Genomic DNA, 17,845 nt, shown 5'->3' on the forward strand with positions numbered 1-17,845 from the left:
CGCGCCAAACGCACTCGGCGAGTGCGTTTAGCGGGCTAAACGTAAACGCCGGGGACAGCAAGAGGGGCGGGCATCCACGTGGGATGCCCGCCCCTCTGAGCGGTGCTCTAGGCGCTCACGCGCCCGGAATCACTTGATGGAGATCTTGGCGCCGGCAGCCTCGAGCTTCTCCTTGGCGGCCTCGGCGGCCTCCTTGTCGACCTTCTCGAGGATGGCCTTGGGGGCGCTCTCGACGAGGTCCTTGGCCTCCTTCAGGCCCAGACCGGAGACGACCTCGCGGACGACCTTGATGACCTGGATCTTCTTGTCACCGGCGCCCTCGAGGACGACGTCGAACTCGTCCTGCTCCTCGACGACCGCGGCGGCGGGGCCGGCGGCGGCAGCGGCGGCGACCGGGGCGGCAGCGGTGACGTCGAAGGTGGTCTCGAACTCCTTGACGAACGCGGACAGCTCAAGCAGCGTCAGCTCCTTGAAAGCGTCGATAAGTTCGGTGGTGCTGAGCTTCGCCATGATGGCTTTCCTCTCTGAAACGAACTAAACGTTCGGGTGGTTTGTTCAGCTCTCGGCGGGTGCGTCGGCTGTGTCGGTACCGGACTCGGCGCCGCGCTTCTCTTCCAGCGCGAAAGCCAGACGGGCAACCTGGGACGCCGGCGCCTGGAACAGCGCGGCGGCCTGGGACAGCTTCGCCTTGAACGCGCCCGCGGCCTTGGCCAGCAGGACCTCACGGCTGTCGAGATCGGCGATCTGGTTGATCTCGGCGATGGACAGCGGCTTGCCGTCCATGTAGCCGCCCTTGATGACAAGCGCGTTGTTGTCCTTCGCGAAGTCGCGAAGAGCCTTCGCCGCGTCGACAGCTTCGCCCTGCACGAAGGCGATGGCCGTCGGGCCGACGAACAGGTCCTCGAGACCCTCGACGCCGGCATCCTTGGCCGCCAGCTGGACGAGGGTGTTCTTCGCGACCCGGTACTTGGCACTGGTGCCGAGAGCAAGGCGCAGCTTGGAAAGCTGGGCCACGGAGAGGCCGGAGTACTGGGTAACGACGGTGGCCGAGCTGGTGCGGAAGCTCTCCGCGATCTCGGCGACGGCCGCCATCTTGTCGGGCTTCGCCATGGTCGCCTCCTCTCTTGGCTAGTGTTCCCACCGGCCGAAGAGCCCTGAAACGACAAAACGCCCCAGCGCAAGGGCGCGGGGCGTGAATGACCGTGGCGAACCACGGACCAGCCTCGTTCCTCCTGCGCGGGTCGCCCGGCGAATGCGGGACCTTCGTTCTGTGCGCCAGGTGGCACACAGAAAACCAGCGGTCTTCGGTAGAACTTCAGTAGAACTAGAAGTGAGCATACGTCACCCGCCCTGCCCCTTCCGTGCGGGGCTCGACCAGGCATCATGGTGACGTGGCGGAGCAGCGCGATGACGGACAGACGGGCGTCGAGCCCGGCACGGGCATCCAACCCGCGGGACCGGCGCACCCGGCCGTCCCGCCCCCGGATTCCGCCCCGCTCGACGCCGAACAGCTGCGCCAATTCCAGCAGTTCCAGCAGTTCCAGGACTACCTGAAGTTCACCGAGGCGCAGGGGCAGGGCGGGCTGGTCCCGGCCCCGTCCCAGCAGCCGGTGCCGCAACAGTCCTGGCAGCCGCCGGTCCCGGTGCCGCCGCCAGGGCAGCTGGTGCCGCCGGAGCGGCCGCCGCGGAAGGCGCCGCGCTGGCTGACGTGGCTGGTGCGCAAGCTGCTCGGCTGGCTGGTCGCGGTCCTGCTGCTGATCATCGCCGGCACCTGGGCGTATCACCACTTCTTCCCCAGCGACGACGCCCAGACCTCTGAGCAGGTCGCGGCGCAGGGCGGCGGGACCTACAAGACGCGGCACATCCTCACGACGGCGTCGCCGTACGAGTCCGTCCGCCGGGTGTACGACGCCATCGCCCAGCACGGGGCCGGTGCGGCGAGCATGGTCGACCACGGTTGCGGCCTGTTCGACGAACGCACCCAGCTGCAGTTCCCCGCCGATCTCGGCTACCCGGACTGCGCCGCCGCGATCGCTGGCCTGCACGACCAGGTCGGCAAGGGGATGAAGACCGCGTACGCCGAATCTGTCCCGTCGGACCTGTCCGAGCCGTTGCCGGGGAAGACCGTGACGATCAGGTCGTGCGCGTTCCGGATCGTCGGCGGCCCGGCACTGGGCGACTTCATCGTCACCCAGGTCGAGGGCAACCAGTGGCTCATCACCGGCCACCTCCCCGGCCCGAAGTCCTGCTCGGCCCCAACCCGCTGACCTGCGTTTAGCGGGCTAATTGTAGTCGCGGAGCAGCCCCACCAGGCGTTCCGTCCCGAGGTCCGAGTGGGTGGCCAGCGCGAGTGCGGCGACCACCCGGCCCTCCTCGACGACGGGCACGGCGACCGCTGTCACCGTCCGCATGACGTGGCCGGAACCGAGGACGGCGTAACCCCGCGCCCGGATCCGCTCGGCCTCTTCCAGCAACTCGACAGCGGATCGGGGCTCGTGGCCGAGCGCGGCCTCGACGACAGCGCGGCGGTCACGCTCGGGAAGGTGCGCGAGCAGCACGCGGCCCGACGCGGTGTCCGGCAGCGGTGAGCGCAGGCGCCGGGAAAGCGCGTAGTCGAAAGGCTCGTCCGTCCCGGCCCAATCGACGTAGACCGCGTTGTCCCCCACCCGGATCGCCAGCAGCGCGGGACAGCCCGCGGCGGAACTCAGCGACTCCAGATCGGCGTGGACCACGCCGCGCACCGGGATCCGGCCCGACCGGACCGTCAGCACGTGCGGGGCGGGCCCCAGCAGGAACCGGTGCCCCTCCTCGTCCAGATACCCGGCCGCCGCGAGCCCGTTGACCAGCTTCTGGATCGACGAGACCGGCGCTTCCAGCCGCAGCGCGAGCTGGGTGAGCGTCATCCCGGCGGCGCTGTTCGCCACTGCGTCGAGAATCTCCGCGATGCGATCGACCGTGCGATGGCGCGGACGCCTGTTATCCATATAGGTATCGTAGTATCACATTGCGTACTTTAGTTAGGATAGCTAAGTTATTGGGCAGGAGCTCGCCCGAGAAGGAGGAACCGTGACCGAAAGCCCGCAAGGCGCACTGCACGGAGTACGCGTCGTCGACCTCTCGTCCGTGGTGATGGGGCCGTACGCCACCCAGATCATGGGCGATCTCGGCGCGGACGTGATCAAGATCGAGTCGCCCGCCGGGGACAGCACCCGCACGACCCACCCGCAGCGCCACGAGGGCATGGGCGCGCTCGCGCTCAACGTGAACCGGAACAAGCGCAGCGTCGAGCTCAATCTCAAGACCGAAGGCGGCCACGAGGCCTTCCTCCGGCTGGTGCGCGACGCGGACGTGCTGGTCACCAACATGCGCCCCGGCGCGCTGGAGCGGCTCGGCCTCGACTACGCGCGGCTCGCCGTCGAGAACCCGAAGCTCGTCTACTGCAACGCCCAGGGTTTCCGCAGTGACTCCGACCGCGCCGGGCTGGCCGCCTACGACGAGATCGTGCAGGCGTCGTCCGGAATGGCGGACCTGATGCTGCGCGCGACCGGCACACCGACCTACGCGCCCACGATCCTGGCCGACAAGCTGTGCGCGCTCACCATCGTGTACTCCGTGCTCGCCGCGGTGATCCACCAGCGCGCCACCGGGCGCGGCCAGCGCGTCGAGATCCCGATGGCGGACACGATGCTCGCGTTCAACCTCGTCGAGCATCTCGCCGGCCACACGTTCGAGCCCGCGATCGGCCCGATGGGCTTCAACCGCTCGATGACGCGGGGGCACCAGGCCGTGCGCACGAGCGACGGCTGGGCGTGCATCCTGCCGTACACGGCGAAGAACATCACCGACTTCTTCACCGCCGCCGGTCGCGCGGACCTGGCCGCCGACCCCCGCTTCCAGGACCCGGCCAACCGTGCCGCGCACTACGGCGAGCTGTACGAGGAGGTCGAGGGCGTCGCCGTGGACAAGACCACCGAAGAGTGGCAGAAGATCTGCGCGGAGCTGTCCGTCCCGTTCGCTCCGGTGATGAAGCTGGAAGACGCCGAGACCGACCCGTACTTCACCGGCAGCGGCCTGATCGAGGTCGTCGAGCACCCCACCGAGGGCGCCTACCGCCGCGTCGGCCCGCCGATGATCCTCTCCGACACCCCGGCCGCCGTCCACCGCCACACCCCCCGTCTCGGCGAGCACACCGCCGAGGTCCTCGCCGAACTCGGCTACACCCCCGAGGAGATCGCCCACCTCTCCTGACCCCCCACGTACGTTTAGCCCGCTAAACGCACTCGCCGCACCCCCGCCACCTGCGTTTAGCGGGCTAAACGTCGTCGTTGCGGACGCGGACTAGAGGCGCGTGCAAGTAGGTGGGCGGGGACGGTTAGCCCGCTAAACGCGCTCGCCGGACCCCCACTGCGTGCGTTTAGCGGGCTAAACGTCGTCAGAGGGCGTGGGAGGTGGCGAGGAAGGTGGTCAGGGCTTCGGCGAAGGCTGGGGACATGACCGCGGCCAGGTGGTCGCCGGGGACGCGGACCAGGCGGGCGCCGGCGATCGCGGCGGCGAGGCGTTCGGGCTGGGCGGCCAGCGGGTCGGCTTCACCGGCGAGGACAAGGGTGGGGACCGCGATCGCGGACAGGTCGATCGGCTTGTTCCGGGCCCCGCGCGCGAGGGCGGCGAGGGCGAAGCGGTCGCCACCGAGCGCGTCGGCCAGCATCCGGAACGGCGCGCCCGCGGGCGGGGCCGCTTCGACCGAGTCCGCCAGCATCGCCTCGCTGATCACCTCGGGCGTGACGACGCGGGTGTCCACGCCGCCGAAGTCGACGATCCCGGCGCCGACACCGCCGGTCGCGAGGCAGCGGACACGCTTGTCCGTCGCGGCGACCGTCAGCGCGATGATCGCGCCCAGCGAATAGCCGACCAGCGAGACCTCGTCCAAGCGCAGCTCGTCGAGCAACGCGGACACGTCGTACGCCATCGCGTCGCCGCTGTAGCTCGCCTCGTCGTGCGGCTTCTCCGAACGTCCATGACCCCGCGCGTCGAGCGAGATCACGGTGAACCCGGCGTCGCGCAGCGCGGCGACCACGCCGGGGGCGATCCAGTTCGCGTTCGTGTCCGCGGCGAACCCGTGCTGCAGCACCACGGGACGCGGGTGACGGCCCATCCCTTCCCAGCGGGTGTAGCTCAGCTGGACCCCGTCGAACGAAGTGAAAGTCGGCATCGGGCCATCACACAACAAACAGTGTCTTTAAAGCATAAAGGGCGGCCCCGCACGAAGCGGGGCCGCCCTCTTCGGTGATGTCCGACTCAGACGTTTTCCTCGGTGAGGAGGTTGCGCGTCCGGGCGGGGTCGACCTGGATGCCAGGGCCCATCGTCGTGGAGAAGGTGACCTTCTTCAGGTAACGGCCCTTGGCCGAGGACGGCTTCGCGCGGAGGACCTCGTCGAGCGCGGCCGCGTAGTTCTCCACCAGCTTCTCGGTGTCGAACGAGGCCTTGCCGATCACGAGGTGCAGGTTGGCCTGCTTGTCCACGCGGAAGTTGATCTTACCGCCCTTGATGTCCTGCACGGCCTTCGTGACCGCGGGAGTCACGGTGCCGGTCTTCGGGTTCGGCATCAGGCCACGCGGGCCGAGGATGCGGGCGATGCGGCCGACCTTGGCCATCTGGTCCGGCGTCGCGATCGCGGCGTCGAAGTCGAGCCAGCCACCCTGGATGCGCTCGATCAGTTCGTCCGTGCCGACTGCGTCAGCGCCGGCGGCTTCGGCCTCAGCGGCCTTGTCGCCGACGGCGAAAACGATGACGCGGGCGGTCTTACCGGTGCCGTGCGGCAGGTTCACGGTGCCGCGGACCATCTGGTCGGCCTTACGGGGGTCGACACCGAGGCGCATGGCGACCTCGACGGTGGCGTCCATCTTCGTCTTGGAGGTGTCCTTGGCCAGCTTGGCCGCGTCGAGCGGGGCGTACAGCCGCTCGCGGTCAACCAGCTCGAGGGCCTGACGGTAGGCCTTGCTGTGCTTGGTCATGCTTCTGTCCTTAACTTTCAAAAACGGATCAGTGTGGTGCGAGCCAGCACTGGCTCTCCCACGGGGGATGTGCGAAATCGCGCCGGTTTCTGGACCGAGCGATTCCGATCGGCCCCTGGGCCGAGCGGAATCGTGAGGGAAGAAATCGGCTTAGGGCGATTTCGCCGCCTCGACGAAGTCGAGGCCATTAAACAACCGTGATGCCCATCGAGCGGGCGGTACCGGCGATGATCTTCGCGGCCTGATCGATGTCGTGCGCGTTCAGGTCGGATTCCTTGGTCTTCGCGATGTCGCGGACCTGGTCCCAGGTGACCTGGGCGACCTTGGTCTTGTGCGGCTCGCCGGAACCCTTTTCGACACCAGCGGCCTTGAGCAGCAGGCGCGCGGCCGGCGGCGTCTTCAGCTTGAAGTCGAACGACCGGTCTTCGTACACGGAGATCTCAACCGGGACGACGTCCCCACGCTGCGACTCGGTCGCCGCGTTGTACTGCTTGCAGAACTCCATGATGTTGACGCCGTGCTGACCCAGCGCGGGGCCGACCGGCGGCGCCGGGTTGGCCGCACCGGCCTTGATCTGCAGCTTGATGATCGCCGCAAGCTTCTTCTTCTTGGGTGGCATTTCTTTGTTTCCTTCTTACTGACTTTCGAGTCCCCCGCACACCTGCCAGTACGCGGGGACTGCCGGCCGTCTGGCGGCCGTCAGATCTTGGAGACCTGGGTGAACGACAGCTCGACCGGGGTCTCCCGGCCGAAGATCGACACCAGGACCTTCAGCTTCTGTCCGTCCACATTGACCTCGGAGATCGTGGCGGGCAGCGTGGCGAACGGGCCGTCCATGACGGTGACCGACTCGCCGATCTCGAAGTCGACCTCGACGGCGGGGCCGCCCAGCTGCGACTCGGAGCCCGAGGAATCGCCCTTGCCGGACTTCGCGGGTGCCGCGTTCTCGACCTTCGGGGCGAGGAACTTCAGCACCTCGTCGACGGTGAGCGGCGACGGACGCGAAGTGGCGCCGACGAATCCGGTGACACCGGGGGTGTTGCGGACGGCGCTCCACGAAGCGTCGTTGAGTTCCATCCGGACCAGGATGTAGCCGGGCAGCACCTTGCGCTGCACCAGCTTGCGCTGGCCGTTCTTGATCTCGGTGACCTCTTCGGTCGGGACCTCGATCTGGAAGATGTAGTCCTCGACGTCCAGCGTCGTGGTCCGGGTCTCGAGGTTGGTCTTGACCTTGTTCTCGTAACCCGCGTACGAGTGCACGACGTACCACTCGCCGGGCGCGGCGTAGAGCTCCGCGCGCAACTTGGCGATGGGGTCCTCGTCGTCGGCCTCGGGCTCCGCGGGCTCGTCGGCTTCCGAGGTTTCCGCAGCGACGTCGGCCGTCTCGGCGACGTCGGCAGAGGTCTCCTCGGCTTCGGCGGTTGCGTCGACCTCTTCGCTTTCAGCGGGCACCTCGACGGGTTCCAGGTGCTCCGAGCCCTCGTCACCGAGTGCCGCGTGCACCTGCTCGTCGGAAAGCTCGGTCAGGTCATGACCGGCTGCTGTGCCGTTGTCGGAGGTCACGTTCCGTCCTCTCAGTTGATCGCTTGCCGTATCCGCGCAGGCTGCCGCGCGACGCATCGAAGGCGCCGCGTCCTGACAACCTCAGCTGCCGAATACGGCACCGACGACCTGCTTGAAAGCCAGGTCGAGACCGCTCACCAGTGCCACCATGAACACCACGAAGACCAGCACCACCGCGGTGTAGGTGACCATCTGCTTGCGGTTCGGCCAGATGACCTTGCGCAGCTCTGCCCAGACCTCACGGATGAACCGGACCAGCCGGGCGAACGGGGACGCCTGCTTGGCCTTGCGATCCCGCTTGGGGGTCGCCGTGCCCTTGGCGTCCTTGGCCTTCTCGGTCTTGTCACCGGGCTTCGTCTTACCGGCAGGCCTGGTCTTGTCGTCCGATTTGGCCTCGGACTTCCCAGCCGGACGGGCGGACGAACGGCGCTCACGCCGAGCAGCGGCAGTACTCGGGCGGGAAGACGCCTCGGGCGTCTTTTCCTGCTCGTTCTCACCGCTGGCGTCGCTGTCGCTCACGACCACTCCTCCGCTTCACCAGTTTGCTTACGCAGGGGTGACAGGACTTGAACCTGCAACCTGCGGTTTTGGAGACCGCTGCTCTGCCAATTGAGCTACACCCCTTTGGGAGCACCGGCTACCCGAAGCTCCCGTGGACGCCTTCCAGCATCCCCACCATCCAGCGGGGATGACCGTAGTGCGTTCCAAGACCAGAAGTCTACGGCAACCCTCGAACCCGCCCGCAACCACGCCCCTCAAGCCCGCCGGGTACCCCGCCGAGCTCGAAATCGCCGTACTGCGAACGCGTTGATCGTGCCACGATGGCCGCATGGACCCCGCGGCCGCCCCCGAACCCGACCGTTCCCGCGTCTCGGCGAGGATCGGCGGCATCACCCCGTCGGCCACGCTCGCCGTCGACGCGAAGGCGAAAGCGCTCAAGGCACAGGGCAGGCCGGTGATCGGTTTCGGCGCCGGCCAGCCCGACTTCCCCACCCCGGCGCACGTGGTGGAGGCCGCCGCGGCCGCCGTACGGGATCGCGCCAACCACGGTTACACCGCCGCGGGCGGGCTGCCGGAGTTGCGTGAGGCGATCGCGGTGAAGACGCTGCGTGACTCCGGATTCGCCGTCGACCCCGGTCAGGTCCTGGTCACCAACGGCGGCAAGCAGGCGGTCTACTCGGCCTTCGCCACGCTGCTCGACCCTGGCGACGAGGTCCTGCTGCCGGCGCCCTACTGGACCACCTACCCCGAGTCGATCGTGCTGGCGGGCGGCGTTCCGGTGCAGGTCACCGCCGACGAGTCCACCGGCTACCTGGTCAGCGTCGAGCAGCTCGAGGCCGCCAGGACGCCGCGCACGAAAGTGCTGATGTTCGTCTCCCCGTCCAACCCGACCGGCGCGGTCTACCCGCGCGAACAGGTCGAGGCGATCGGCCGGTGGGCGGACGAACACGGACTGTGGGTGATCACCGACGAGATCTACGAGCACCTGGTCTACGACGGCGCCGAGGCGCCCTCGATGCCGGTCGTGGTGCCCGGGCTGGCGGACCGGACGCTGGTGCTCAACGGCGTCGCGAAGACCTACTCGATGACCGGCTGGCGGGTCGGCTGGCTGCTCGGTCCGCCCGACGTGGTCAAGGCTGCGACGGCGTACCAGTCGCACCTGTGCGGCAACGTGTCGAACGTGGCGCAGCGGGCGGCGCTGGCCGCGGTGGCCGGTCCGCTCGACGTCGTCGCCACCATGCGCGAGGCGTTCGACGCACGGCGGAAACGGATCGTTTCGCTGCTCTCGGAGATCCCCGGCGTGCACACCCCGACGCCCGAGGGCGCCTTCTACGCGTATCCGTCGGTGAAAGCCCTGCTCGGCAAGGAGATCCGCGGCGAACGGCCGGCCGACTCGGTCGCGCTGGCGGACCTGATCCTGCGTGCGGTGGAGGTCGCCGTCGTGCCTGGCGAGGCCTTCGGAACTCCCGGATATTTCCGACTTTCGTATGCCCTCGCGGAGGCGGAGCTCGTCGAAGGGGTCACCCGGATGGGTGCTCTCCTCGCCGAGGCGCGGTAGCGGCATGAGACTCGGGCTCGCACTCCCCCAATACGGCAGGCTGGCTTCGCTGACCGCGGTCGCCGGGTTCGCGACAACCGCGGAGGGCCTCGGCTACTCGTCCTTCTGGGTGGGCGACCGCGTGCTGACGCCGATCTCGCCCTCGGACCGCTATCCCGGCGGCACGGCGGAACGGCCGTACCCACCGGAGTTCGTCACGTTCGCCGACCCGTTCACGGTGCTGACCGTCGCGGCCACCGCGACGAAGACCGCCCGGCTCGGCAGCAGCACCCTCACCGGCCCGGTGTACCCGCCCGTGCTGCTCGCGCGTGCGCTGACCTCGCTGGACCAGCTCAGCGGCGGCAGGCTCGACGCCGGGCTCGGGATCGGCTGGCTGCGTGACGAATACACCGCGGCGGGCGTGCCATGGGTGGGGCGCGGGAAGCGGCTCGAAGAGCTCCTCGACGTGCTGCGCGCGTTCTGGACCGGTGAGCCGGTCGAGCATCTCGGCGAGCGGTGGCACGTCCCGGCGTCGAAGGTCGGCCTGCGGCCGGTCCAGCGGCCGCATCCGCCGATCCTGCTGGGCGGAATGTCGAAAGCTTCACTCGACCGAGTGGGCCGGACCGCGGACGGCTGGCTCCCCGGCGGGCTGCCCGCGCCGCTGCTGCGGAAGCTGTGGCAGGTCGTCACGGCGTCGGCCGAGCGCGCGGGACGGGATCCGGCGGCATTGCGGCGGGTCCTGCGGCTCAATCCGGCGGCGGACTCACGGCTTTCCGCGGTCGCGGAGCAGCTGACGGCGGCCTGGGAGATCGGCTTCACCGAAGCGTTCGTCGACCTGCACTATCTCGCCCGCGACGTCCCGCACGCCCTGGGGCTCGCGGCCGAACTGCGCCCTCTCGTTCCTCAGGCTTGAAAAGCCCCTGAAGGCCACCTTCACGGCGTATTACGCCGTGAAGGTGGCCTTCAGGGTCAGTTGGATCAGGCTTCGTTCGCGGACAGTTCCACGAGTGCGGCGGCCTTGGCCGCGTACTTCCAGTTTCCCAGGTCGCGGATCGTCTTGATCTTGAGATCCGCGAGCAGCTCGTCGTGCTTCGGGGTGAGCCCTTCGAGCGCGGACGGCGGCGCGTCCAGCAGCTCGTTGATCGTCTTGCCCTCGTATGCCTTGTCGACCAGCTTGTTCAGGTTCAATCCCACGTCGAACTCCGCCTTTCTAGGTCTGTCCGGACCGCCTCACCCTCGCCCTGTCACCGGCCGGGCGCAACCCCGGCGACAAAGACGGTTAGTTCTAGTACAGTTAGAACAATGCTGGTCCGCATCGATCCTGGTTCGACCGTGCCGCTGTTCGAGCAGGTGGCGTCGTCGGTCCGCCGCGCGCTCGCGGACGGAACGCTCGAACGCGGCGAGCAATTGCCGCCCGCCCGCGAGCTGGCGGCGTCGCTGGAGATCAACGTCCACACCGTGCTCAGGGCGTACGCGCTGCTGCGCGACGAGGGCCTGATCGACCTGCGGCGAAGGCGTGGCGCGGTGGTCATCGGCGGCGCGCACGCACGCGCCCGGCTGACCGGGCTTGTCCACGAGCTCATCGCCGAGGCGCGCAAGGAAGGCGTCAGCCTCGACGAGCTCACTGGGGTGATCAAGGAGAAGTACTCATGAACGGCGTCAAACTCACTCGCGTGCTGGCCGCCACGCTCGGTCTGCCGACGGCCGCGCTGGCCGTCACGATCGGCTTCCGCCAGGCCTGGTCCGGCCGGTTGCCCGATCCCGTCGCGACCCACTGGAGCGGCGGCCCGCCGAACGACTCGTCCGCGCTGGGGACGACGGTCACCGTGTTCTTGGTGATCGCGGCGGTCGTGACGCTGGGAAGTGCGGCGCTGGCGGTGAACTCACTTCGGCAGGGCGAGCCCCTGCCACGCAGCGCTGTCGGCCTCTCGACCGCACTGTCCACTGTGCCTTCAGCCGTCCTGCTGAGCGTTCTGCAGGCGAATCTGGACGCACCGACCTGGCAGCAGGCGACCAGCGGCTGGATCGTGGTGCTCTATCTCGGCGGGACGGCTCTGCTCGGTGCGCTGGGCGGGTTTGCCGGCGGGTTGCGCGCACCACACGCCGACGGTCCCGGCAATGCGGCGCCGAGCATCGGGCTGGAGGCCGGGCAACGGGCGTTCTGGTCCGGTCACGCGGTCAATTCCATGCTGCTGCGGCTCTTCCCGGCCACCCTGGTGGTCGCGGTGGGGATCAGCGCGGTCGTCGGCTCGTCCGCGCGGTGGCCGTTCCTCACGCTGCTCGTGGTGATCGTGGCGCTGGCCTCGACGATGACGGTCAAGGTCCGCGCGACCGTGGACTCGTCCGGGGTCACCGTGCGGATGGGCGTGCTCGGCTGGCCGAATCGTCATCTCGAGCTGGACGACATCACGGAAGCGAAAGCCGCGAAGCTCAGCGCGCTGGGAGACGGCGGCCTCGGCATCCGGGTGAACCCGCTGTCCGGCAAGACGGCGTACAAGGTGCGCGGCGGGCCTGCCCTGGTCATCGGCCTGGTGGGCGGCCGGTCCGTGCTGATCAGCGTCGACCACCCCGAGCCCGGCGCCGGGCTGATCAACGATCTCGTCCGGCAGCACCGGTCTTCACCCGGAACGGCGACGTAATCCGCGCGCTGATCGCGTAGAAAAGGACTAGTGGCGAAAAAGAGCGGTGGGGGCTGTCTGGTCCTGGTGATCGTGGCCGGGCTGGCGATATTCGGGTACTACCAGTGGCAGAAGGGCTCATCGGCGGCGCCGCCGAGCGGGGACGACACCGGCGGCGGCACCGGCCGGTACGTGGCGCTGGGCGATTCGTACACCTCGGCACCGCGGACGGGCGCGGCGGCGGGCACCCCGCCGGGCTGCGACCGTTCGGCCAACAACTATCCGCACCTGGTCTCGGCGAGCATCAAACCGGCCGAGTTCGTCGACGTCAGCTGCAGCGGAGCAGTAACGGCAAGCATGACCGGAACGCAGAAGACCGCGAACGGCACCAACCCCGCCCAACTGGACGCGGTGACCAAGACGACAACCCTGGTCACGGTCGGGATCGGCGGAAACGACGTCGGCTTCATAGCCCTGGCGCAGCAATGCACCACGGTCCACCCGAACGGCGCGGCCTGCCGGGACCGCCTCACGGCCGACGGCCACGACCAGCTCGCCGAGCGAACAGCGGCCACGGCCCCCAAGATCGCGGCGCTCCTGGACACGATCCACACCAAAGCCCCGAAGGCCCAGATCATCGTGGTCGGCTACCCCACGGTCCTCCCGGACGGCGACGGCTGCTGGCCAGCGCTGCCCGTCGGCTCAGGTGACGTCGCCTACCTCCGCGACTCCCTGGCGAACCTGAACACCATGCTCTCGGACCAGGCAAAAGCGCACAAAGCCGGCTACGCGGACACGGCAACTCCCAGCAAGGGCCACGACCTCTGCACAGCCTCGGACACCAGATGGACAGAGGGAATAGTCCCCACCTCCCACGCAATCCCCTTGCACCCCAACGCCAAAGGCGAGCAAGCAATGGCGGAAACGGTGGAGAACCTAGTAAAAACCCCCTAAACCCCCGGTGTCACCGAGCGCACCGACCAGCCGCGTCAGGGGCAATCAAAAGTCGTTGTGGGCGCGTAGGGCCGAAGGCTCAGGGCTGGGGCACGCGGACCAGGGCCTGGGCCTTTCCCAGCACGGTCTGCCCGTCGAAGGTGGCGGTGATGTTCACCAGCACGGTCCCGTCGTCATGGACCTTGAAGACCTTCCCCGCAAACCCGACTACGGCACCGTCCTCGCCATCAGGCACCACGACAGGCCGGGTGAACCGCGCGCTGTACTCCAGCAGCAGCCCGGGGTCGCCGAGCCACTCGGTGACGAGCCGCGCGGCGAGTGCCATGGTCAGCATGCCGTGGGCGATGATGTCCGGAAGGCCGACCTCCCTGGCGAATCGCTCGTTCCAGTGGATCGGATTGAAGTCGAGTGAAGCGCCGGCATAGCGGACCAGCTTCTCGCGGGTAAGCCGGACTTCGAGGGCCGGGATTTCGTCGCCGATGTTCATCCGTCGTCTCCTCGGACCACGAGCTGTGCACGGGTGGTGCAGACCGGCTCGCCGTGCTCGTCGGCGATCTCGGCGCGGACGTTGATGAAGTCGTTGCCCGCACGGGCCATGATGCGTTCGATGTGGGTGGTCAGCTCGAGCCTGTCGCCCGCGTGCACCGGCCGGGCGTGGGTGAACTTCTGGTCGCCATGGACCATCCGCGAGTAGTCGAGGCCGAGCTCGGGGTCGGCGACGATCGCGTTGATCGCGGCGAGGTTGATGACGGTGAGGAACGTCGGGGGTGCGATCACGTCCGGGTAGCCGGCCGCTTCCGCCGCGTCGACGTCGCGGTAGAGCGGGCTTTCGTCGCCGATCGCGTCGGCGAACTCCCGGATCTTCTCGCGGCTCACTTCGTAGGTGCTGGTCGGCGGGTAGACCCGCCCGGTAAACGACTCGTCCAAGGCCACCTGGGCAGGTTACCTACCGGGGCCGGGGGCGCCGCCATGCCGGTACGGCCAAAGTTCGGGCCGAAACTGGTGGGGACAGCACAAAACCGCCCCGGGTATCCGGAGCGGCTCGTGTGAATCCTTGGGGCAGAAGCTGGGTAGAACCGCTTACGTCAGCGGGTCTCTTTGTGAGTCCGGTGCGTACCGCAGTTCGGGCAGAACTTCTTCATCTCCAGGCGATCCGGGTCGTTGCGCCGGTTCTTCTTGGTGATGTAGTTGCGGTGCTTGCACTCCTCGCACGCCAGCGTGATCTTCGGTCGCACGTCGGTGGAAGCCACAGCATTTCCTCATCTCTAAAAGACACAAAGTTCCCAACCGGGACACCCAAGCTTACGGTGCCCACCGGGTGGGGGGTCCAGGGGGGCGAAGCCCGCCCTGGTGGGGCCTTGGGGGTACGACCCCCCAGGGTTATTGCGCAGCGAACACGGCTGGCGCGTTCCGCCAGCACAGCTCGCCCACTCGCGTAGCGATGGCCGGACTTGAACCGGCGACACAGCGATTATGAGTCGCTTGCTCTGCCAGCTGAGCTACACCGCCAAGCATGCCCACCCCGGGCCCCAGGGCTTGGCCCTGGCGGGGTCTGAGGGTTTGGCCCCCAGCGGACATTACGAAGCGAGCTCCGCCTGCGACTTCCGCAGGCGAAGCCCACCCACTAGCGAGCCCCTTTACGGAATCGAACCGTAGACCTTCTCCTTACCATGGAGACGCTCTACCGACTGAGCTAAAGGGGCCTGCCTTGTTGAGGCCTAGAAAAGATTACAAGAGGCGCTCCGGCGGCCCGCAACCGGGGTGCCCCAACGACAAAACCTCAGCTCAGGAGGGTCAGGACGGTCTCGGCGTGCCGTCCCTGCGAGCGGGCCGTGCGGGCCTGGAGCCACGCCTCGAGCCGGTCCTCGGGCAGCGGACGCGAGATGAGATAGCCCTGTGCGACGTCACATCCCATCGCTTCGAGCTGATCCCGCGCCACGTCCTCCTCGACGCCCTCGGCGACCACCGTGAGGCCCAGAGAGTGCCCCAGCTCGACGATGGAGCGCACCACGGCGAGGTCGCCGAGATCCGTGCCCATGCCGAGGACGAAGCTCTTGTCGATCTTCACCTGGTCGACCGGGAGCTGACGCAGGTACGCCAGCGACGAGTAACCGGTGCCGAAGTCGTCCACCGCCAGCTCGATGCCCAGCGAGTGCAGCTCCCGCAGGATCGGCAGCGCCTTCTGCGGGTCGGACATCACACCGGATTCGGTGAGCTCGAACGTCAGCAGCTCCGGCGGGATGCCGAAACGCTCCAGCTCGGCCTTGACCTTCTTCGGGAAGTCCTCGTCGGCGAGGTTGCGGACCGACAGGTTGACCGCCGCGGAGATCCGCAGACCCTCATCGAGCCATTTGCGGACCCGTTTGAGCGACTCCTCCAGCACGAACGACGTCAGCACGCCGATCAGCCCGGCCGCCTCGATCGCCGGGACGAACTCGTCAGGGCCGAGCCTGCCGAACTCCGGGTGCACCCAGCGCACCAGCGCCTCGACGCCCTGCACCTGCCGGCTCGGGAGGTTGATCTTGGGCTGGTAGTGGACGCTGACCTGACCGTCCTCCAGCGACTGCCGGAACTGCGTGACCATCTGGAACCGGCGCATGAAGATCTGGCCCATGCTGGGGACGTAGCCGCGGACTTCCTCTCCGCCCTTGGTGGCGCGGACGGCGACGTCGGCGCGCTGGAGCAGCCCGTCGATGTCGACCGCGTCGCCGTTCTCTTCCGTCGCGGAGCAGGCGAAGCCGACCATGGCGCTCGCCTCGACGGCGAGCCTGTCGACCGGGTACGGCGCGGAAAGCTGGGTCCGCAGGCGTTCGGCCGCGGCGTGGGCCTGCTCAGGCACGCAGCCGGTCAGCAGCGCGGCGAACGAAGCGCCCTCGAGCCGCGCGAGCGGGACGTCGGAGCCGAGCGCGTCACGGATGCGGCGGCCTGCGGCGATGACCATCCGGTCGGCCCAGGTGTAGCCCAGCGCGTCGCTGACCGTGGAGAAGACGTCCAGATCGACGCGCAGCACCACGGCGTTGGGTTGCTCGCGCAGCGGCTCCCTGGCGACCTGGCGGAAGCCCGGCCGGTTGAGCAGACCGGTCAGCGGGTCGTGATAGGCGTCGTGGCGCAGCGTGGCGAGCAGGCGCCGGTTGTCCAGCGAGGTGGCGAGGTGGCTGGCCATGGTGCCGAGCAGCTGGACGTCGTACTTGCCGAAACCGCGCCAGCGAGAGAGCCGGTCGTGCGCCTCGACGACGCCCAAGAGCTGGTTCGCGCTGCGCAGCGGCACGACGAGCGCCTCCTGCGCGCCGCGGTCGAGCAGGGAAGCCCGCACGTCCGGGTTGGCCTCGGTGATACGAAAGTGCCGGACGTGCGCGCCGGGCAGGCGCAGCAGCGGGTCGTCGGTGGCGACGTCGCCGTCGGGCAGGTCGTCACCGGCGACGACCACGCGCATGGTGTCGGAGGGGTCGAGCCTGAGTCTCAGCACGACCCGGCCCGCGGCGAGCTGGTCCTTGATGCGCTCGGCGATCGTGACCCACTCGCGGACGTCGACGCCGCCGACGAGCTCGTCGGCGCGGCTGGCCGGGCGGGCGGCCGCGAGCTGGCCGGACCTGGCGACCATCAGGCTCACGTCGGACAGGGCTTCCATGTCCCGCTGCTCGCGCAGCAGATCGGAGTACGCCCAGTACAACGCGGTGAGGCCGAGGAAGACCGCGAGCACAAGCGGCCAAGCCTTGGGGGTGTTGGAGATGACGAGGTAGCCCGACAGGCCGACCGAGGCGTTGACGAACCCGACGACCAGGATGCGCCCGGTCAGCCGGATCGCGGTGCTGATCCGCATGCGGCGGCGCAGCACGCGGACCGCGGCGAGCGCGAGCAGCGTGCTGACCAGCGGCGCGGTCAGCGTCCCGGCGAGGGCGGCCAGCCAGGGCATCGGGATGCCCGGCCCGCCGAAGGCCTGCTTGACCAGGCCCGCGACGGCGAACGCGCCGGTGATCTCGAGCAGGAAGGCACCCGCGTTGTAGAGCACGCGCCCGGCGACCTTGCGGGCGAGCAACGTGCCGATGCCCGCCACCAGGTGCGCGGCGAGCACCACCTCGAACGGGGCGATGAAGAAGCCGATGACCAGTGGGATCTCGGTGAACGAGATAGTCCACGAGATACCGCTGCGGACGTCGACGTTGATGCCGAGCTGTTCGGCGAGCAGGAACGCGAGCGCGAGCACCGGCGCGATCCACCACAGCCTCATGTCGCCCTTGAAGGGCAGCCACGAGCCGACGGCGGCCGCGGCGGCGAGGCCCACGGTCAGTACGGCGAAGGTGTAGACACGGAACCGGCGTTCGTCGGTGCGTGCTTCACCGGAAACGGCGTTCCCCCTGCCCGGTTTCGCCCCTGCGGCGGTACCGGGCGTGCCGTTCGAGTCCGGCATCCGACCTTCCTTCCCGGCGGCCAACCGGTCGCTGTTCTCTGCCAGTCGAGCCGGGCGATGTCACTCGACATCGACCGCTCGGCGGAACCAAGGGCATTACAGTACCCCGGAGGGCGTACCCGAGTCCCTTTCGAGACAGTAGGAGATCACCCCAGGGTTAACAATGGGCATGTCTCGCTGACCTGCGTGGACCAAGGAGTGAAATAGGAGCGTTATTCGCGTTCCGCTCCGGCACACCCGGTAGCCGGGACA

At 68.5% G+C, this 17,845-nt stretch carries 20 protein-coding genes and 3 tRNA genes; 7 read left to right on the forward strand and 16 right to left on the reverse strand.

Features of this window, described 5'->3' with window-relative positions; translation table 11 throughout:
- Positions 1-129 precede the first annotated feature (129 nt).
- Both rplL and rplJ read right to left on the reverse strand, forming a co-directional pair.
- Entirely contained in the window at positions 130-510 is a 381-nt protein-coding gene (rplL, locus tag QMK34_RS14500; protein WP_326414446.1) for a 50S ribosomal protein L7/L12, read from the reverse strand.
- A 45-nt stretch (positions 511-555) separates the two neighbouring features.
- Complete coding sequence (gene rplJ, locus QMK34_RS14505) at positions 556-1,110, reverse strand: 50S ribosomal protein L10 (protein WP_326414447.1); 555 nt, start codon at positions 1,108-1,110, stop codon at positions 556-558.
- 281 nt (positions 1,111-1,391) lie between these two features.
- On the opposite strand from rplJ, the gene QMK34_RS14510 reads away from it, so the two are divergent.
- Positions 1,392-2,267: a hypothetical protein gene (locus tag QMK34_RS14510; RefSeq protein ID WP_326414448.1), complete on the forward strand. Its 876-nt coding sequence runs from the start codon at positions 1,392-1,394 to the stop codon at positions 2,265-2,267.
- 15 nt (positions 2,268-2,282) lie between these two features.
- On the opposite strand, the gene QMK34_RS14515 is transcribed toward QMK34_RS14510, so the two are convergent.
- Positions 2,283-2,984, reverse strand: coding sequence for an IclR family transcriptional regulator (locus QMK34_RS14515; RefSeq protein ID WP_326414449.1), 702 nt, complete (start codon positions 2,982-2,984; stop codon positions 2,283-2,285).
- Between the two features lie 82 nt (positions 2,985-3,066).
- On the opposite strand from QMK34_RS14515, the gene QMK34_RS14520 reads away from it, so the two are divergent.
- Entirely contained in the window at positions 3,067-4,248 is a 1,182-nt protein-coding gene (locus QMK34_RS14520; RefSeq protein ID WP_326414450.1) for a CaiB/BaiF CoA transferase family protein, read from the forward strand.
- Between the two features lie 184 nt (positions 4,249-4,432).
- Here the strand turns inward: QMK34_RS14520 and QMK34_RS14525 are convergent, their stop codons facing one another.
- The 6 genes from QMK34_RS14525 to QMK34_RS14550 all read right to left on the reverse strand — a co-directional run bounded on the left by QMK34_RS14525 (position 4,433) and on the right by QMK34_RS14550 (position 8,199).
- Positions 4,433-5,209 (reverse strand): alpha/beta fold hydrolase, encoded by a 777-nt coding sequence (locus QMK34_RS14525; RefSeq protein ID WP_326414451.1) that lies wholly within the window; start codon positions 5,207-5,209, stop codon positions 4,433-4,435.
- 86 nt (positions 5,210-5,295) lie between these two features.
- Entirely contained in the window at positions 5,296-6,012 is a 717-nt protein-coding gene (gene rplA / locus QMK34_RS14530) for a 50S ribosomal protein L1 (protein ID WP_326414452.1), read from the reverse strand.
- Between the two features lie 187 nt (positions 6,013-6,199).
- Complete coding sequence (gene rplK / locus QMK34_RS14535) at positions 6,200-6,631, reverse strand: 50S ribosomal protein L11 (RefSeq protein ID WP_326414453.1); 432 nt, start codon at positions 6,629-6,631, stop codon at positions 6,200-6,202.
- An 80-nt stretch (positions 6,632-6,711) separates the two neighbouring features.
- Positions 6,712-7,575, reverse strand: coding sequence for a transcription termination/antitermination protein NusG (nusG, locus tag QMK34_RS14540; RefSeq protein WP_326414454.1), 864 nt, complete (start codon positions 7,573-7,575; stop codon positions 6,712-6,714).
- 81 nt (positions 7,576-7,656) lie between these two features.
- A complete protein-coding gene (gene secE / locus QMK34_RS14545) occupies positions 7,657-8,100 on the reverse strand; it encodes a preprotein translocase subunit SecE (protein WP_326414455.1) in 444 nt (147 codons plus the stop codon).
- Between the two features lie 26 nt (positions 8,101-8,126).
- Positions 8,127-8,199 (reverse strand) — tRNA-Trp (locus QMK34_RS14550).
- A gap of 205 nt (positions 8,200-8,404) precedes the next feature.
- Between QMK34_RS14550 and QMK34_RS14555 the strand changes: the two genes are divergently transcribed.
- Entirely contained in the window at positions 8,405-9,634 is a 1,230-nt protein-coding gene (locus tag QMK34_RS14555) for a pyridoxal phosphate-dependent aminotransferase (RefSeq protein ID WP_326414456.1), read from the forward strand.
- Between the two features lie 4 nt (positions 9,635-9,638).
- Complete coding sequence (locus QMK34_RS14560; RefSeq protein WP_326414457.1) at positions 9,639-10,526, forward strand: TIGR03619 family F420-dependent LLM class oxidoreductase; 888 nt, start codon at positions 9,639-9,641, stop codon at positions 10,524-10,526.
- A gap of 65 nt (positions 10,527-10,591) precedes the next feature.
- Here QMK34_RS14560 and QMK34_RS14565 read toward each other — a convergent pair whose 3' ends face one another.
- Positions 10,592-10,807, reverse strand: coding sequence for a hypothetical protein (locus QMK34_RS14565; RefSeq protein ID WP_326414458.1), 216 nt, complete (start codon positions 10,805-10,807; stop codon positions 10,592-10,594).
- Positions 10,808-10,915: 108 nt separating this feature from the next.
- Here QMK34_RS14565 and QMK34_RS14570 point away from each other — a divergent pair, with 108 nt between their 5' ends.
- Genes QMK34_RS14570 through QMK34_RS14580 form a run of 3 tightly spaced genes read left to right on the forward strand, consistent with a single transcriptional unit; the run spans position 10,916 to position 13,185 of the window.
- Positions 10,916-11,266: a GntR family transcriptional regulator gene (locus QMK34_RS14570; RefSeq protein ID WP_326414459.1), complete on the forward strand. Its 351-nt coding sequence runs from the start codon at positions 10,916-10,918 to the stop codon at positions 11,264-11,266.
- Complete coding sequence (locus QMK34_RS14575) at positions 11,263-12,252, forward strand: hypothetical protein (RefSeq protein WP_326414460.1); 990 nt, start codon at positions 11,263-11,265, stop codon at positions 12,250-12,252. Before QMK34_RS14570 ends, QMK34_RS14575 begins: the two co-directional genes overlap by 4 nt.
- Before the next feature lie 30 nt (positions 12,253-12,282).
- A complete protein-coding gene (locus tag QMK34_RS14580; protein ID WP_326414461.1) occupies positions 12,283-13,185 on the forward strand; it encodes an SGNH/GDSL hydrolase family protein in 903 nt (300 codons plus the stop codon).
- Between the two features lie 79 nt (positions 13,186-13,264).
- Here the strand turns inward: QMK34_RS14580 and QMK34_RS14585 are convergent, their stop codons facing one another.
- The 6 genes from QMK34_RS14585 to QMK34_RS14610 form a co-directional block, all read right to left on the reverse strand.
- Positions 13,265-13,672: a MaoC family dehydratase gene (locus QMK34_RS14585; protein ID WP_326414462.1), complete on the reverse strand. Its 408-nt coding sequence runs from the start codon at positions 13,670-13,672 to the stop codon at positions 13,265-13,267.
- The gene (locus QMK34_RS14590; protein ID WP_326414463.1) at positions 13,669-14,118 is read right to left on the reverse strand and encodes a MaoC family dehydratase N-terminal domain-containing protein; all 450 of its coding nucleotides are present in this window, start codon (positions 14,116-14,118) and stop codon (positions 13,669-13,671) included. The genes QMK34_RS14585 and QMK34_RS14590 overlap by 4 nt, the downstream gene beginning before the upstream one ends.
- 152 nt (positions 14,119-14,270) lie before the next feature.
- Positions 14,271-14,435, reverse strand: coding sequence for a 50S ribosomal protein L33 (rpmG, locus tag QMK34_RS14595; RefSeq protein WP_091293539.1), 165 nt, complete (start codon positions 14,433-14,435; stop codon positions 14,271-14,273).
- A gap of 186 nt (positions 14,436-14,621) precedes the next feature.
- A tRNA-Met gene (locus QMK34_RS14600) sits at positions 14,622-14,694 on the reverse strand.
- Between the two features lie 121 nt (positions 14,695-14,815).
- Positions 14,816-14,888, reverse strand: a tRNA-Thr gene (locus tag QMK34_RS14605).
- 77 nt (positions 14,889-14,965) lie between these two features.
- Positions 14,966-17,593 (reverse strand): EAL domain-containing protein, encoded by a 2,628-nt coding sequence (locus tag QMK34_RS14610; RefSeq protein WP_326414464.1) that lies wholly within the window; start codon positions 17,591-17,593, stop codon positions 14,966-14,968.
- Positions 17,594-17,845 lie beyond the last annotated feature (252 nt).

This window comes from Amycolatopsis sp. H20-H5 (genome assembly GCF_035828755.1).
Taxonomy (GTDB): domain Bacteria; phylum Actinomycetota; class Actinomycetes; order Mycobacteriales; family Pseudonocardiaceae; genus Amycolatopsis.